Origin of the sequence: Pseudomonas sp. Ant30-3 (assembly GCF_000690905.1) — a bacterium.
GTDB lineage: Bacteria > Pseudomonadota > Gammaproteobacteria > Pseudomonadales > Pseudomonadaceae > Aquipseudomonas.
On sequence record NZ_JMCL01000050.1, the window covers coordinates 1 to 16937 of the forward strand.

General features: G+C 61.3%; 14 protein-coding genes and 1 pseudogene. All 15 read right to left on the reverse strand.

Annotation, left to right across the window (positions count from 1 at the left end; genetic code table 11):
• A pseudogene (locus DU29_RS0112950) lies at positions 1-694 on the reverse strand (GNAT family N-acetyltransferase); the annotation flags it as partial.
• 4 nt (positions 695-698) lie between these two features.
• Positions 699-1391 (reverse strand): hypothetical protein, encoded by a 693-nt coding sequence (locus tag DU29_RS0112955; protein ID WP_028622098.1) that lies wholly within the window; start codon positions 1389-1391, stop codon positions 699-701.
• 86 nt (positions 1392-1477) lie between these two features.
• The gene (locus tag DU29_RS0112960) at positions 1478-3397 is read right to left on the reverse strand and encodes a hypothetical protein (RefSeq protein WP_028622099.1); all 1920 of its coding nucleotides are present in this window, start codon (positions 3395-3397) and stop codon (positions 1478-1480) included.
• On the reverse strand, positions 3394-4698 hold the full coding sequence (locus DU29_RS0112965) for a lipopolysaccharide biosynthesis protein (protein WP_028622100.1): 1305 nt from the start codon (positions 4696-4698) through the stop codon (positions 3394-3396). Before DU29_RS0112965 ends, DU29_RS0112960 begins: the two co-directional genes overlap by 4 nt.
• Positions 4695-5696 (reverse strand): polysaccharide deacetylase family protein, encoded by a 1002-nt coding sequence (locus tag DU29_RS0112970; protein WP_028622101.1) that lies wholly within the window; start codon positions 5694-5696, stop codon positions 4695-4697. The genes DU29_RS0112965 and DU29_RS0112970 overlap by 4 nt, the downstream gene beginning before the upstream one ends.
• Before the next feature lie 15 nt (positions 5697-5711).
• Entirely contained in the window at positions 5712-6848 is a 1137-nt protein-coding gene (locus tag DU29_RS0112975) for a glycosyltransferase (RefSeq protein ID WP_028622102.1), read from the reverse strand.
• Positions 6841-7809 carry a glycosyltransferase gene (locus DU29_RS0112980; protein WP_028622103.1) on the reverse strand — a complete coding sequence of 323 codons (969 nt, stop codon included), beginning with the start codon at positions 7807-7809 and terminating at the stop codon, positions 6841-6843. Before DU29_RS0112980 ends, DU29_RS0112975 begins: the two co-directional genes overlap by 8 nt.
• Positions 7806-9173: an O-antigen ligase family protein gene (locus tag DU29_RS0112985; protein ID WP_028622104.1), complete on the reverse strand. Its 1368-nt coding sequence runs from the start codon at positions 9171-9173 to the stop codon at positions 7806-7808. Before DU29_RS0112985 ends, DU29_RS0112980 begins: the two co-directional genes overlap by 4 nt.
• The gene (locus DU29_RS0112990) at positions 9170-10273 is read right to left on the reverse strand and encodes a glycosyltransferase family 4 protein (protein ID WP_028622105.1); all 1104 of its coding nucleotides are present in this window, start codon (positions 10271-10273) and stop codon (positions 9170-9172) included. The genes DU29_RS0112985 and DU29_RS0112990 overlap by 4 nt, the downstream gene beginning before the upstream one ends.
• The gene (locus DU29_RS0112995) at positions 10270-11862 is read right to left on the reverse strand and encodes a GumC family protein (RefSeq protein ID WP_028622106.1); all 1593 of its coding nucleotides are present in this window, start codon (positions 11860-11862) and stop codon (positions 10270-10272) included. The genes DU29_RS0112990 and DU29_RS0112995 overlap by 4 nt, the downstream gene beginning before the upstream one ends.
• 17 nt (positions 11863-11879) lie before the next feature.
• Positions 11880-12905 (reverse strand): polysaccharide biosynthesis/export family protein, encoded by a 1026-nt coding sequence (locus tag DU29_RS0113000; RefSeq protein ID WP_028622107.1) that lies wholly within the window; start codon positions 12903-12905, stop codon positions 11880-11882.
• A gap of 22 nt (positions 12906-12927) precedes the next feature.
• Complete coding sequence (locus DU29_RS0113005) at positions 12928-13575, reverse strand: CpsD/CapB family tyrosine-protein kinase (protein ID WP_028622108.1); 648 nt, start codon at positions 13573-13575, stop codon at positions 12928-12930.
• Positions 13576-14322: a sugar transferase gene (locus DU29_RS0113010; protein ID WP_028622109.1), complete on the reverse strand. Its 747-nt coding sequence runs from the start codon at positions 14320-14322 to the stop codon at positions 13576-13578.
• Complete coding sequence (locus DU29_RS0113015; protein ID WP_028622110.1) at positions 14319-15377, reverse strand: NAD-dependent epimerase; 1059 nt, start codon at positions 15375-15377, stop codon at positions 14319-14321. The genes DU29_RS0113010 and DU29_RS0113015 overlap by 4 nt, the downstream gene beginning before the upstream one ends.
• Positions 15374-16723: a UDP-glucose dehydrogenase family protein gene (locus tag DU29_RS0113020; protein ID WP_028622111.1), complete on the reverse strand. Its 1350-nt coding sequence runs from the start codon at positions 16721-16723 to the stop codon at positions 15374-15376. Before DU29_RS0113020 ends, DU29_RS0113015 begins: the two co-directional genes overlap by 4 nt.
• Between the last annotated feature and the right edge of the window lie 214 nt (positions 16724-16937).

Genomic DNA, 16937 nt, shown 5'->3' on the forward strand with positions numbered 1-16937 from the left:
GGCGGTGACGATCATCGGAGAAAATCCCCACGCCTTCATCGCCTTTCCAGCTGACCGCTTCGACTTCGCAGATGGCCTGCAGCAACGGCCCCATGCTCGACGCGTCAGGCGTGATACGGCGAACTTCAGCGCCGCAGGCCGCGATCCGCTTGCGCGCCCGCCGCAATTTGTAACGCGGGTCACCGGACACTTCCTGGCGATCAGCGTCGCTGATCAAGTGCACGGGCACGCGGCAGCTGAGGCGCCGTTCGCCGGTCGAGCTGTGAGCCATCCATTCGGTCAGCGCGCTCTCGGCGCCGATCGGTTCGGACAGTTCGTTGAGCTGGAGCAGGGCATGCGGCAACCGTCGGCGGATCTCGATCAACGCCTTGCGCATGTCGTCGGCGTCTACGCGAGCGAGCAATGCCAAACGGTCAGTCAGCGGATAGCCGAGATGATGCAGCACCCGAAACGGCAACCTGCCGAAGCGCTCGACCGAGGCCACCAGCGGCAGGCAAAACACCAGTTCGATGCCCTGCCAGCCAAGCAGCACGTGCAAACGATCGGCGCCGCTCAGCGCCTGTTCGGATGCGCACATCCAGGCGAGCGCGTTGAATGGCGTGTGGTCCATCACTCGCAGACGCAGCGCTTCGTAAGCCGCTGCGGGAAAATCTGCTGCGCACAATGAAGTGCGCCATTCGAATCGCGCTGCCATAAGCTCAGGTCACCGATGCTGTAACGGTTGAACGTTCCGGTTTGCGCAGGGCATCAAGGCGCGAACCGCTGTAACGGGTTTCCCGATAGAAGCGCCAACGGCCAAACAAACCGTAGACGTTCATGACCCGCCCTTGTTCTCTGTAGCCCGTGCGGATGTGCAGCTTCAATGCCGGAATGTTGTTCGAGTCGCACACATCCACCACCGTGTTGCAGCCTTGCGCCTGCATGGTTCTCCACAGTCGGGTCTGCAGGTCCATTGACAACCGGGTGCCCCAGTAAGCGCGGCTCAGTTCGCCTCCGAACTCGAAAAACTCGCCGGGTTTTACCGCAAAGCTGCAACCGTAGTGGTGCTTGTCGTGATAGTCGCGGGTGGCGCCCCAGATGAAGGCGACTGCGTCACCGGCGCCGTCGACGTGCATCTGCCCGGTGAAACCTTCACGGGCCAGTTCGGCCATGGTCTCCACGCGATCACCAAAGTAGCGCGTGAACGCCACCGCGTTCTCCGGCGTGATGGTGACGACTTTGAGCGGCGGGTACGGTCGCAATTTATGCGGCGGGATCGGCGTGACCAGGTCGCGCTCCATCCACAACAATTCCCAGTGGAAAAAAACATGACGCTTCCAGCCTTTGGCGGCAGTAGCGCGCCAACCTTTTTGCCTGATGTGCTCAGCAAGCTTCTTGAAAAAAACACTCATGTGACTGGCTCCTGACGGTGTTGACCGTGGATGGAGAGGCTTACCGTGCGGCCAAATGCTTGCGCGGCAAACCATGCGATGAGGAATCATGAGGTGCTCCAGCTCAGGGCAAAGAGAGTTTCCCCCGGCAAATCGAAGCTGACGCGACCGTCGCGGCAACTGAACGGTGCGTCGCGGGCGCGATTGTCGGCGCCGAAGTACCGCAGTGACGCGCCGGCGAGCGGGCAGGGGATTGCACCCACATTCACCTGCTGGCGTCGCGTACCTTTGTTGACCCCCAACAGGCTGCGCTTGGCGTCCTCGGCCATGGCCAGCACGTCGACCTCGAACGCATCGTTCTCCAGCCCAAGCACATTGTGCAGCCAGTGTTGCTGGATGAATTGCTGGGCCAGGCCCACCGGTTTCAGTTCGAAACGGTTTTCGCCCAGCACGCGCAACATGCCCTTGGGGTAGTTCGGTTCATCGGCCGCCTGGAACCAGCTCAACATGTCGAGCAAGCCATCCTGCGCGGAGTTGATGACCACCGAAGTCCACCACAGCGCAGCGAAATGGGTTTCCTGATCGTAGGGGCTCAGGCTCGAGCCACTTGACATGTTGGTCTGGTCCAGCAGCAACGCCTTGCGCGGCCGTCCCTGGGCGTCGAGCCCGACCAGATCGGCGGCGCGCCGAACGCTGTCGCGGTAGACACGCGTGGCGAGCAGGTCGCGAATCATCCACTCGTGCCACGCCAACGCGTCAATCTGGTCGGGGGATTCCGCCAGCAGGCGCTTGGCCCAATCGATGCCGCGCTTGTCGGCCGCATTGTCGGCAAACGGCCCGTTGATCAGGCGCGACGTGGCGGGCATCGCAATGCGCACGCCGGCCTTGGCATTGGCCGGGTCGCTGCGCACTTGCCGGGCCATGCTGTTGAAGATGCTTTGATAGCTGGCGTAATCGGCGTAATTGAGGTTGGGTTCGTCGGCGAAACCGATGTAGTGCGTACCTTTGCCGCCCAGTTTGCGCGTGGCGGCGAGCCAGGCGTCGAGGCCGGAGTTGCTCATGGTGTCGGCGCGCAGATCGGCCTGGCGTTTGCTGCCGGCCAGCAAGGTCAGGTCCTGAGTGATGCCAAAGCGGTTCTGGTACAGCGCCCGAAACGCATCTTCGTACTGCGGATCGTTGGCGGTGATGTCGACAAAACTGTAGAAGGTCGCCGCTTGCAGATTGAGTGCATCGAGGGTCGCAAAGCTGGCGGGCGGCGGCAGCACGTAGGGCAGGGCGATGCCCAGGTTCGGGGTTTTACCGAGGACTTTTTTGTGCAACGTCAAACGGGTCTGGCCGTCGTCTTCACGCACGGGTTTGAGCTGCTGCGGGTTTTGCGCGAACAGGTTCGCCGTGCCGTCGAGCCAGAATGCCGCTTTGCCGCTGCCTTGCAGGCGCAGGCGCCAGACCTGTTCTTGCGGGCTGACGGGTAACTCGACTTTATCAAACTGCCAGTAGGCTCGATAAGGTTTGAGCGCCAGCGCCACGCGTTGGTTATCGCCTACGCGCTGCGCCTGCAAGGCGCTGACGCCACCGTGAAATTTGCCGGCGAGCACCGCACGTTCGCCAGGCGCGACTTTGAAATACAACTCGTCACCGCTGCGGGTTTCAGCGCTGAAATGCACCTTGGCCGGGGCGAACAACGCCACGGTGTGGGCGTCATGCTCAATGCGATAACTGCGGAAACTGTAACCCGGTATCTCCAGTCGATAACTGGCCGCGCTCGGCACCAGCGGCCAGCTCTGAGTGCCACGGCTTTCGCTGGCGGCAATCAGCCGCTCTCCCTGCAATTTGCCTTGGCCATCAAGCAGGTAAATACGCTCTTCGTTGGCATCCGCCTGCCATGCCGGGACCCAGCGGACCGTCAATGTATCGGGCCGATCCGGTTGCAGGAAAAGGCTGCCATCGCGTATATCCGCCCAACGCATGGGCGCTGCCTGAGCGCTCACAGCGAGGCCCAGGCTGAGGAGCAGGATCAGGCGTGTCATGCCGACTTCCGCTGCAGCATTTGCAACATCGGGCTGAAGTCGCTGGGCAGGATGACCAGGGTTTGCCAGACCGGCACACCGCTCAATCGGCAATACATCACCAGCAGCGCCACGGTCACCGCCAGATAAGCGATGGACGAAGCCGTTGCGGCGCCAACGATGCCGTACAGGGGGATCAGCACAAGGTTGAGCGCCAGGTTGAGCAAGGCGCCGAGGCCCATCAGCAACGAGATCGTGCCGGGGCGGTTTTTGCCCAGCAAGTCCAGGCGCAGGATGCTCGCGTAGCACAGGCCGAGCAGGCCCGGCAGCAGCGCGAGCAACGCCGGGTACGCCGGTTGATAGGCGATACCGAACAGCGTGACGATCAGCCATTCGCCAATCACCGCCATGGTCAGGCAGGCGCCGAGCATCACCGTCGCGGTCAGGCGTAGCGCCAGCGGGGTGACTTTGTCCATGCCCTCATCCTGCTGCAGCAGGCGTTTCATCAGCGGTGTGGTCACCGCTTCCGGAACGATCAGGAGCAATTCGGCGGCGGCGCTGGCCATCGCGTAATGACCCAGCGCGGTGCTGCCGAGCAGGGCGCCGATGAACAGGTAATCGGAACGCAGGATCACTTGCTGGAAAAGCAGATCAGGATGACTGCGGGCACTGAAACGCAGCAGTTCGTTCTGGCTGGCGCGGTCCCATTGCAGTTTCAATGGCTGCGCGCGCTTGAGCCAGAACCAGCCCGCCAGCACCACCAGGCTGATGCCCGCCAGCCAACTGATCAATGCGGCTTCCAGCGCGGCGTCTTTCCACATCCAGAAGAGGGCAAGAAACAACAGCAGCGGCGCAAGGGACTCGATCAGGCGCAGGACGTTGAACGCCATGATCCCGCCAGAGGCATTGTGCAACGTCAGCAGACCACTTTTGAGCACGGTCAACGGCACCGCCAGCAGCAACAACCAGGCGAGTAGACCGAGTTGCATGGTGATATCGAGTTCGGCGCCGAACTCGCGCGTCAGCGTCACCACCAGCAACGTCAGCAGACCGGCCAGCAGGCAGCCGAAGACCAACACCTGACTGAGCAACAACCCCATAGGCCGCTGCTTGGCCGCTTGAAACCCGACCGCCGAATTGAGCCCACCGCTGGTGGCGGCGCTGATCAGGTCGGGCAGGACGCTGAGCAGCGCGAACAGGCCGCGTTCGCTCGGCCCCAATATCCGCGCCAGCAAAACGTTGCGCAGCAAGCGTAGAGCGATCATCGCCAGCTTGGTGCCCATGCTCATGGCCAAGTGTTTGAGATAGGTGCTGCGGCTCATGGGCGTGCCCCGCGATAAATGCGCCACGACAACAATTCCGGGTTGCGCGCGGTGCGCTGGCTGACGCCAAAACGCGGTAATGCCAGCGGATCTTCGACGCCACGGTAGAGGCCGGTGCCGGTGCCCAGTCCGAACGCGTAGTCGTGTTGCGCCACGTGTTGGCGGACACGCGCGTCGTTGTCGCCGTTGGGGTAGCAATAGACCGGCAGCGGCCGATTGCAGCCGTTCAACAGCGCATCGCGGCTGCGCCTCAGTTCTTCGTCGAGACGTTGATCATCAAGCCCGGTGAGAATCGCGTGGCTGGCGCCGTGCGGACCGAATCGCACCAGTCCGGAAGCTTCCAGCGAGCGCACCTGATGCCAGTCCAGCGCTTGCGGCATTGACTCCCGCGGGCAGTCATCAGTCAGGCGACTGAGATCATGCGGAGCAAGGGTTTTCAGGGTTTGCAGATACTGCAGAAGCGCCAGGCTGCGGTGCTGCACATGACCTTCACCCAGCTGCGCAGGCACCGGCCGACCGGCCATGTTCAAACGGTTGATGATGTGTGCCCGGGCTTTCTCGCCATGGCTGCCCCACAGGGTTTCACCTATGCTTTCCCACCAGAACCGCTGCCGGCTGCCGATGAAATCGGTGGAGAGAAATATGCTCGCCGGCACCCGGTGTTTTTGCAGCAGCGGGAAGGCATTCAAAGCGTTGTCGCGCCAGCCATCGTCGAAGGTCAGCGCGACTTTCGGCCGCTCGGAGCGCAGCGTGCCGGGTTGCAGAATATCCATCAGCGGCACGCAGTCGAAATGGCGTTTCAGCCAGATCAGCAGGTGCTCGAAGGCATTCGGCCCGACACACAATTCATTGCGATGGGGCAGGGCGGCGGCATTGTCGTCGGCCAGCACCCGGTGCAGCATCAGAATCACCCCGGCACCGTGCAGCTGGTTCCGTCCTACCGGCGAGTTGAGGTACAGCCAGCCACTGGTGCGTTTTAACAGTTGTCTGATCGCCATGGCACGCTCCTTTGTTCAACGATTCTGTTCCGGATTCCACTGTGCGTAGCGCTGGCCACGCAGGAACTGCCACAGACCGATACTCATCCCGGCAAGGGTCACCAGTAGAAACGCGGCGAGGCGAAAGGGTTTGGGCAAGCGGTGTCTGGAGTCCATCAGCCCGGCGATGGCTACGGTGTAGCCGAACAGCTGCGCAATCAGGCTCAAGCGATAAAAACCGTGTTCTTGCCACAGCCAGAAATTGCTCAGCAGCAACGGCAGCAGCAGGATCGGCGCCAGTCGGCGGATCAGCTTGTGACTGATCAAAGCAATCGAATAGAGCCCATGTTTCATCGGATTGAGCAGCTCGCTGCGTTGGGCCAGGCTTTGCAGGCCGCCAACGGTGACGCGCTGACGGCGACGCAATTGCTTGTCGGCTTCGTCGACACCGTGGTCGATCACCTGAGCTTCGGGCACATAGACGATCTGTTTGTGCGCAACCGGCGCGCAGGTACTGATGAAGAAGTCGTCGTTGACCTCCGCCGGGATGTTCTGGAACAACTCGCGACGCAGCGCGAGCAGGGCACCGTCAGCGGACACCATGCAGCCTGTGCGGTTTTCGACCTTGCGCAGCCAGCCTTCGTAATGCCGATAGAGGCTGTCGCCGACACTCAAGCCACCGCCGGTCACCGGGATCACCATGTGCCCGGCGCAGGCACCGACGTCGGGGTCGGCGAGGGGCGCGAGCAAATGGCCGAGGGTGTCGCGCGACCATTGGTTGTCGGCGTCGGTGAACACCAGAATGTCTCCAGTGCTCAATGCTGCCCCAGCGTTAAGCGTGGCGGCCTTGCCTTGACGCGGCAGGTCAAGCACGGTGATGCGCGGGTCGACCACCCGGTGCGCGCAGGCCACGGTGTCATCGGTGGAACCGTCGCTGGCCAGAATGATTTGCAGCGACGCCGGCTGATAATCCTGGGCAAGCAGGGTGCGCAACTTGTGTTCGATGTGCCGCGCCTCATTGTGCGCGGCAATCACGATACTGATGTTCATTGGCGCCGGGGGCGTGATGCGCCGCGCCGGAAACAGCGGCGCCAGCACGGTCAGCAGTAATGGGTAGCCGACGTAGGCGTACGCGGGCAGCAACAGGCAAGTCCAGAAAATGAATTCAGCCACGGGCAGGCCTCCTGGCAGTCCAACGACACATACTCAAGACAAACGCAGCGCCGGCCAGGTGTAAACGCACCCAATGTAAACCCCACAGTTGCAGGGTCAGACCGATGTCGCGGTGCTTGTGGCTCTGCCGCACGCTCATCACCAAGGCCGGCAGGGTGGAGAGCATGAGCATCAGCAATGCGTGATGAAGGAAACCGCCCATCAGCGCCGATATCGCCAGAAAGTCCAGCAGCCAGGCACCCAGAGATAACAGCGGAAAGCGCAGCAGTCGCAGACTGACACCGTTGTTGCGCAGCAATTGCAGATGGCTGCCTTGACGCCACAGTTCCTTGCCCAACCATTCGCGCCAGTTGGCCTCATAGCCCCAATGCAGGGCGACGCTTTGATTGATCGCCAATATTTGCGCGCCGGCCAGATGCTGACGCAGTGTGAAATCCTTGTCTTCGCCGGTGCGCAGGCGTTCGTCGAAACCGCCGACCTGGTCGAACCAGCCGCGGCGCATCAACAGATTGTTGCTGGGCAGCCAGTCGACCTTGCGTACGGCGTCAGAGTACGGGCGCAACGTGCGCCGTTGCCAGGCCGTGGCGTACCACGGCGCCTGGGCCGGGGTGTGCAGATCAAGACCGAAGACATCCGCCTGGCCGGCGCTTTCCAGGTCGATCAAGCGCCGCAGCCAGTCTTCCGGCATTTCCACGTCGGCGTCGATAAAGGCCAGCCATTCCCCCGTGGCGATTGCCGTACCGCGATTGCGTAGCGCGCCGATCAGCACCCCCGGCACCACCAGCACCTGCGCGCCGAACTGTCGGGCAATCTGTGGGCCTTGGTCGCTGGAGCCGTTGTCGACCACGATCAACTCGCAGTCGAGATTGGCGGCATGGGCGGCTTTTTGTGCCGCGAGCAGCGTGCGGCCGATGTGCTTCGCTTCGTTGTACATCGGAATGACAATACTGATTCGACTCATGCCTTGGCCTCCGGCAACGGACTTTCTTCGGCTTTCAAACGCAGCACGCTGGTCAGGGCGAGCATGATCCACACGTACTTCTGGTTTGGCGCACTGAGGAACATCAGGAACAGCGTCAGTGCCAGGAAACTCATGCTCAGGTGCGTCAACAGATCCGCCTGCGGGCCGTTGCGTCGCAGCAGCCAGGCGCTTCGCGCGCGGATCAGGTTGTACAGGCCCAGCCCCAGCATGCCGACGAACATCAGCCCGGCGGGGATGCCCAGCTCACTGAAAATTTCCAGGTAGGTGTTGTGCGCGCGCCGGTACAGGTCGCCAATCTTGCGGTTGGCCGAGAAGGCCTTGGCGTAACCGGTGGTGGCGTAGTGCAGCGGGAAGGTCCCCGGCCCGGTGCCCAGTAGCGGGTTCTCGCGAATCATTTCGCTGCCGACCACGATGTAGGAGGCGCGACGACCGAGGGATGCGTCCTGGCTGCGGGCGCCGGCGCTGAGAATACTCAAGGACTTGATGCGCTCGACGTAGCCGGACGGCATCGCATAGATCGCCAGCGGGATCACGATCACTGCGCCGAGCATGGCAAAGCCCAAATGCCGGGGGCGGATGCGGGCCAGCTCAGTGCGGTAGTGCCAGACGCCAATCATCAGGCTGAGAAACAGCACCACCAGCCCGGAGCGCGATTCGGTCTTGGTCATGCCGCCCAGCAGCAGAATGAAGCAGCCAGCCCAAAACAACCGGTGCAACATTTTTGGACTGCTGATCACCAGCCACAAAGCCAGCGGCACCGCGAACGCGATCAGCATGGCGAAGGCGTTCGGGTCTTCCAGCAGGCCGGCGGCGCGCCCCTGGTCCTGGTATTTGGCGGAGAACATCGCCAGCGCGCAAGTCGCGGTCACGCTGAGCGTCACGAACCGGGCGAACAGGTCCATGTTCAATTCGCGACCGATCAGCAGCGTGATCACAAACAGAATCAGGCCGACACTGATTTCGCGCAGGTGACTCATCGACATGCCGAGGTTGTCGGTGAGGAGCAAGCTGAGCATGTACAAGGCGATGAACCACACGAGGTAGCGCCAGATATTGCTGCGCAGGCGCTCCGAGGGAATCTGGTGGATGGCCAGTTGCAGCATCAGGATCACGGCCAGCGACACGCCAATGAACTTGGTGCCGGAAAAAGCGTTTTCCTTGAAGAAACCTTCGAACGGCACCAGCACTGCAATCCCGAGCAAACCCCAAGTGGGCTTTCGGTACAGCAGCGAGACACCGACCAGGCCCAGCACCGCAGCCGGTGCCAGAAACGGATAAGGGCTGGCCAGCAAACCGAGGCAGACCAGGGCGAGCAAACTGACGATCGAGAGTGGAAATATCACGCGCGAGCCTCCCGTGCAGTACGGATATAAAGCTGCGACCAGCGTTCGGCGAGCGCCTTGAGGTCGTAGCGATCCAGTTGCGTACGTCTTGCGTTGGCGATCAGCTCGGTGGCCAGCGCCGGGTCCGTCAGCAACGTGCCGATTTGCCGGGCGAGGGCGGCGCTGTCGGCGGGGGTCGCCAGCAGCCCGTTGTGCCGATGTTCCAGCACATCAGGAATGCCGCCGACGCCGAAGGCTACTACCGGCACCCCGGCTTGCATCGCTTCCAGCAGAATCATCGGCGTGCCCTCGGTGCGCGAGCTGATCACCAGCGCATCGAGTTGGCGCCACCAAACGCTCATGTCGGTCTGATACCCCGGCAACGTGATGCGCGCCTGCAAACCTGCCGATTTAATACGCGCCTGCAAGCTGTCGCGTTCGGGGCCGTCGCCGAGCATCACGGCGTCCAGTCGCGGGTGTTGCAGGCACAGCGGAATCAGCGCATCAAGAAACAGATCGGGACCCTTTTCACTGCTCAGGCGCCCCACGTATCCGGCTAGCCAGCGCGGGCCTTCGGCGGTGTGCGAGCACAAACCGTTGGCCGCGGGCAGACCGTTGGGAATCACCTGCAGCTTGTCGGCGCGAACGCTGGCTTTGCGATGCAGCGCCGCGATGCTTTCGGCAACGCAGACCACACGATTGACCGAGGCAGTGCGGCACAGCTGCAAGCTCAACCAGGTGTAAAACTTTTGCTTGCGACTGCGCGGCGTGAACCCGTGCTGCGTAATCACCAGCGGCAGGCGCAACAACGTCGCGCCGACCCAGCCAAACAACAGGCCTTTGAAATTGTGCGTATTGATCAACGGCTGTTCAGCGCGCCGCTGACGCAAATGCCCGAGCAACGCCCCCAGCCCCGCGCAGCCTCGGCAGTCCACCGAGGCTTCGCGAAACCGCGCGATCAGGTCTGGCGGCGCATCGAGAAACAGCACCTGGTGCTGCCCCGGCGTCGCCAGGCAATGGTCCAGCAGCATCCGCTCAGCCCCATAGAAGCCGCCGCTGCTGAGCAAGTGAATGATCGGCAGGACGCTGGTGTGACGGGTGGCGCTGAGCGGCGCGTTCAATTGCGCACCCAGTGCGCAAAGCCACGCATGGAAATGCTTCTGTGTGGGTTGGACGGCAGCGTGTTTTGGTCGTTGATCACCAGCAGCACTGGCAGGTCCAGCTCGTGGCTGATTTGCGCAGGATGCTTGAAGCGATGATCGAAGAACTCACGCACATAGACCAAAGCAATTGCCAGTAACAGGCCAGCGAGCAAGCCGAATGGAATGATCAGCATCGGTTTCGGAAACGCTGCTTCGGTCGGTTCGTACGGTGGGCTGAGCACACGGGCGTTGGACAGGTCGCTGTCCAGTGCGCGGGCGCTGCTGCTTTCGGCAAAACGCTGAGCGTAGGTGGAGAACGCCGCGTGCAACGCGTTGATCTCGGTGTCCATCTGGCGCAGTTTGCTTTGCGTGACTTGCAGCTGGTGGATGCGTTCCTTGAACTCGGCGATGCGTGCGGTTTTCTGCTCGATCACCGAACTGACGATGGCGATGTCATTGGTGCGTTCCTGAATCCGGTTGCTCACCACTTTCAGGAATTGCTGGCGGGTGCGGGCAATTTGCTCGCGGGTCAGCAGCATCGGTTCACTGCCCGGCTGGAAGATCGCCAGGTCGTTCATGTAGCGACTGACCTGGGTGGTCAGCGCCTCGCCCATTTGCTTGATCTCGCGATCTTCGAAGGCGACGTTGTCCACGGTGGTGGTGAAGGTGTAGGGGAAGGTGTAATCGTTGAGTTTCGAATCTTTGGCGGCGGCCAGGCTGGTTTTCAGGTATTCCAGCCAGCGTTGGCTTTGCAGCAGGCGGTCGCGGTACAGGTTGAGCGCTTGCTCTTCGGTGTTGATGGCGTTCAGGCGGAAGGTGATTTCTTCTTTCGGATCGGACGAGCCGACGCCTTCGAGCAGCCCCAGACGATTGCCTTCCAGGCCATCGAGGCGCACCTGGTATTGCATCTTCTTGGTCTCGTAAAAGCTCTGCGGCAAGTCAATCGATTGCAGGGCCTGACGGCTGGCCAGGTAGTTCTGCAACAGGGCTGCGACGAACCTGGTGCCTTGTGCCGGATCACCAAAGCTGTAAACGATAGAGATCACGTTGGAGCCTGGCAGCGTCTCGATTTTCAGGCTGTCGATGGCCTGATCGGTGAGCGAGTCCAGCGTGGTGTCACGCACCGGATCGGTCTCAAGCCCGAGCGCATCACGTGCCGGGTTGATCACCTTGGCGCGCAGCGGATTGACCACATAGCGTTTGAACGGCTCTGTCACCAGTTTGTTGAACACGCTCGGCGGTGGTGTGTATTCGCCTTGCTCGTTCAAGTCAATGACAGTCTGCCGGATCAGCGCCGGGGAGCGGAGGATATTGCTCTCGGTTTCCATGTCTGCCAGAGACGGCGGAATGAACGAGGCGTTCTCCTGATTGAGGGTTGTGGTGGCGTCGCCCTGCGAGAGTTTTTTAGACTGCACGATTACCTGGGCGGTGATATCGAAGCTCTGTTTGAGCATCAGCGGCAAGGCCAGCGCGATCACTGCAAAGACCAGGAAGACTCGCTTCACCAACTGCTTGTTGGCGAAGAAGATCCTGAAGAACTCATGCAGGTAGTTTTCCTTTGGATTCATGTCGATTCACCTGAGAGTTAGTTGCTGTCACTGTCTTTGTCGTCGAGGCGATAGCCGAAGCTGAGGCCCACGCCCTGGAACAACACCACGTCTGCCAGTTGCCGCGCGAGTTCACCGGCGCTGGCCAGTTTGGTCTTGGGCACGTACAGCATGTCGTCCGGCTGCAGGTAGGCGATCTGCGACGCATCGCCCGACAAGGCTTTTTCGACGTCGTAGCGCCGCGCCTGAACCTGGTTACCGTTGCGGCGCATGATCACCACCGAATCAAGGCGGGCCTTGATGTTGGTGCCACGAGCCAGGGTCAACGCCTCAAGTACCGAGACCGGCCGACGGATCGGGTAAGAGCCGGGTTGGGCCACTTCGCCGAGCACGAAGATTTCGTTGCCGGCGGTGGATTTGAGCAACACGTCCACGCTCATCCGGCCCGGCAGTTCGGCATAGCGTTTGTTGAGGAAGGTTTCCAGTTGATTGACCGTCATGCCTTGCAGCGGCACGGAGCCAATTTCCGGAAAGCTCGCATAGCCATCGGTGCCCACGGTGATCTCGCGGCTCATGCCGGTGGCGGGGTGGGTCAGTGCGCTTTTGAGGTTGGCCTCATTGCTTAGCGGGCTGATGACTTGCACCGACAATTGGTTGCGGTTGGGCTGGAACAGCTGTTTGCGTTGATAGGCGCGCTGGATTTCCTGACGCGCTTCCTCGCTGGTTAGCCCGGCGATTTTCACCGAGGTGTTGGCACCGGGCAGTTCGATGGTGCCGTCTGGCAGCACCAGTTGGCTGCCGTTGAGCTGACTGGCTGCGGTGAAGTTCAGGCCGATCTGGTCACCGGACTGCACGCGGTAGGCGTCCGAACCACTGGTGCTGATGCGGAAGATCACGTCCAGCACATCCTGTGGCCGCAGGGTCTGTTCGACCCGGGGCATATCGGTGGCCTGAGCGTTGGCTGGCGCAGCGGTGAGGATATTGACCGGCATGTTTTGCGTTTCGGAAGTGCTGGTGCAACCCGCAAGCGGCAGCAACAGCAGGACAAGTATTTTGGCGTTCATGGCGTCATCCTTTTGCGGTGGCTTACAGGTTTTTGTAGAGCCATTTCGGCATGTAGTACTTGCGTCGGTTGAAGACGCTGCCCACCAGTTTCGCGCCGGCCTGAGTCAGGCGCTGAACGGCGGCCTGGGCTACCTCCCAGCGGGTGTCTTCGGAGCGCACCACCAGAATCACGCCATCGACCTGGGTGCTGATGACCAGGGTGTCGGCGGCGGAATACACCGCGTCGCCGTCAATCACGACGAAGCGGTACTGGCCGCCGAGCTGGTCGAGCAACGGGCGCAGGCGTTCCGGCGTCAGGTGTTCGTTACCGCGCACAAAGCGGCCGTTGGGCATCACATGGAACGGCAAGCTCGAGACGTTCACCACGCAGTCCTGCAACAGCGGCGGGCTCTGCGTGTTGAAGAGCAAATCGCGCAAGCCGCGCTCCTTGCTCAAACCGAGTTGCTGGGAAAGGTTGGTCGCCGAATGGCTGGCGTCGACCAGCAGCACATCGCCGCTGCTCATTTGCGCCAGCTGGCTCGCCAGTGCCAGGGCGCTGGTGGTGGTGCCTGCGCCGGGATTGGCGGCGGTCAGGAATAGGACCCGCAGATCTTGATCGAGCACAGTCGAAGTCAAATTGGACTCGCTCGGGTTTGCGATGGTGAGGCTTTTGGCTGATGAACCGTCCATTTAACTCGCTCCGTGGCCGCTGAATACTTTGAAGGGGGTTTTCAACAGGATCTTCAGATCAAGCAGCAGGCTCTGCTCGGCGATGTAGCTGAGGTCCAACTCAACGCGCTGGTCGAAGTCGATATTGCTGCGCCCGGAGATCTGCCACAGACCGGTCATGCCGGGGTAGATGGCCAGGCGAGCCAGGTGATTGTCCTTGTAGCGATAGCTGGTGAACGAGGTTGGTCGGGGGCCGACCAGGCGCATGTCGCCCATCACTACATTGATCAGGTTCGGTAACTCGTCGAGGCTGCTGCGCCGCAGAAATCCGCCGATGGGGGTGATGCGCGGATCCTTGTCGATCTTGAAATCGATGGCGTCGGCACCGTGTTTGTTGAGGTGGCGCAGTGACTCCTTGAGCTCCTCGGCATTGGCGACCATGGTGCGAAACTTGTACATGCCGAACTTGCGGCCACGGTAGCCGGTGCGTTTTTGCACAAACATCACCGGCCCCGGGCTGCTGAATTTGATCACCAGTGCCAGGCCCAGCAGCACAGGTGAAATCACCAGCAGGATCAGCACGGCGCCCACGCACGCCACCACCCGGTTGGTGCGCGACAGTGTCCACGGTCGGCCGCCGTCGCGACCGGTCATCCAGCCACGGCCCTGCCGGTGGATCGCCGTATCGAGGCGCATTCGGTGCTCGGGATCCAGGCGCTTGTCGCGGCGCAGCTGTTGGAGCGGTACACCTTGTTCATGTCCAGTCATGGATTCCTCCGCTGAAGTTCAGCCGCGAGCGGCGCATTGGCGATAGGCAGTGGGTAGTACTCGCGGAACCAGGCAATGAAGCGCCCGAGTCCTTCATCCAGCGTGATACCGGGCTGGAAACCGGTGGCCTGGGCCAGATCGCTGGCATCGGCGCAGGTGTTCAGCACATCGCCGGGTTGCATCGGCAGCAGCTCGACCACGGCTTTTTGTCCGAGGTGTTTTTCCAGCAGCGCCAGATATTCCTTGAGCTCCACCGGGTGCTGGCCGCCGATGTTGTAGATCCGCCACGGCGCCATGCTGCTCGACGGGTCCGGTTGCTCGCGATCCCACTCGGGCGCGGCGTGCGGTGGCAGGTCGATCAGGCGGGCGATGCTCTCGATGATGTCGTCAACGTAAGTGAAATCGCGCTGGTGCTCGCCGTAGTTGAACAGCTTCAGCGGCGTGCCTTCGGCAATCGCCCGGGCGAACTGGATAGGCGACATGTCCGGACGGCCCCATGGCCCATACACCGTGAAAAAGCGCAGGCCGGTGCAGGGAATATTGAACAGATGGGCGTAACTGTGCGCCATCAGCTCGTTGGCTTTCTTGGTCGCCGCGTACAGCGACAGCGGGTGATTGACGCCGTCTTTCACCGAATAAGGCGTTGTCTGGTTGGCGCCGTAGACCGAGCTCGACGAGGCGTAGATCAGGTGCTTGACCGGATGATTGCGGCAGCTCTCGAGGATGTTGAGGAAACCGCCCAGATTGCTGTCGACATAGGCCCGCGGATTTTCCAGCGAGTAACGCACACCTGCCTGGGCCGCGAGGTGAATGACCACTTCGGGTATTTCTTCGGTGAACAATTTTTCCATGGCCGCGGCATCGGCCAGGTCAACTTTGGCGAGCTGGAAAAGGCCGACCTGCTCCTGCACCCACTTCACGCGATCGTGTTTGAGTTGCGGGTCGTAGTAATCATTGAAGTTATCCAGGCCAATGACTTCGTGCCCGTCGCGCAACAACCGCAACACACAGTGGGCACCAATGAAGCCGGCGGCTCCGGTTACAAGAATCTTCATGGTCGCAAAGCCTCAGGAGCAAAGTGGCGCAGGCCGATGCCGCTGTAATGCAAGCCCGCCGCTGCTACGTGTTCAGGGTTGTAGAGGTTGCGGCCGTCGACGATCACCTTCGATCGCAACTTGCCGGCCAGCAGGTCGAAGTCGACCACGCGGAAATTTTTCCACTCGGTACAGATCACCAGCGCATCGGCATCTTCCAGGGTGTCGTCGCGGGTGGCGCACAGGTGCAGGTCGTTGCGGTAGCCGTAAATGCGTCGGCATTCGGACATGGCTTCCGGGTCGTAGGCTTGTACGCTTGCGCCTTCGGCCCACAGCGCATCCATCAGGTAGCGGCTGGGCGCTTCGCGCATGTCATCGGTATTGGGTTTGAACGCCAGGCCCCAAATCGCAATGGACTTGCCGGCCAATCCTTGAGGAAACTGCGCCTTGAGTTTGCCGAAAAGGATGTGGCGCTGACTGTCGTTGACATCAGTCACGCTGCGCAGCAAACGCAGCGGCATGCCGTTGTGTTCGGCGGTGTGCAGCAGCGCGCGCAGATCCTTGGGAAAGCACGAACCGCCGAAGCCGCAGCCGGGGTAGATGAAGTGGTAGCCGATGCGCGGGTCCGAACCGATGCCTTTGCGCACCGCTTCGATGTCGGCGCCGAGCAATTCGGTGAGGTTGGCCAGTTCGTTCATAAAGCTGATGCGCGTGGCCAGCATCGCGTTCGCCGCGTACTTGGTCAGCTCGGCGCTGCGGTTGTCCATGAACATCAATTTTTCGCGGTTGCGGCAGAAGGGCGCGTAGAGCTCGGTCAACTGCTCGCGGGCCTGCTCGTCATCGGTGCCGACGATGATCCGATCGGGGCGCATGCAATCGGCGAGGGCACTGCCTTCCTTGAGAAACTCCGGGTTGGAGACCACTCGCACCTTCAGGGATTTGCCGCGGCGCTGCAGTTCTTCGTTGGCGGTTGCGGTGACCTGGTCTGCGGTGCCGACCGGCACGGTGGACTTGATGATCAGCGTGCGATCAGCCTCCATGTGATTGGCGATCTGCCGGGCAACGTTGAGCACGTGGGTGAGGTCGGCGGAACCGTCTTCATCGGCTGGCGTGCCGACTGCAATAAAGATCAGCTCGGCATGCTCGACGGCGTCACTGGCCTGGGTGGTGAACAGCAAACGACCGGCCTTGATGTTTTCTTCCAGCGTGCCGGACAGGCCCGGTTCACTGATCGGCGGTACCGCTTGTTGCAGTTGTTTGATCTTGTTCGGATCAATGTCGACACACAGGACTCGATGTCCGACATCGGCCAGTGCCGCTGCTTGTATCAGGCCAACGTAGCCCGTACCAAATACGCTCACGTCCATATTGGCGTGCCTCGTAAGACGGTGGAGAAATCAGAATTGGGACTGTCAAAAGGGGTATAGACCAGCCTCAGGAAAACGTGTCAGCAAAATGACATGTTCTAGTGGTACTTACGGGCGCGTTTAGACGGCGATTGGCCATCAAGGGCTTGCCACAGCTGGATCTGCCGCATTTTTGAAGGGTTTACAGGAGTTTCAACAATGCGATAAACGGTCA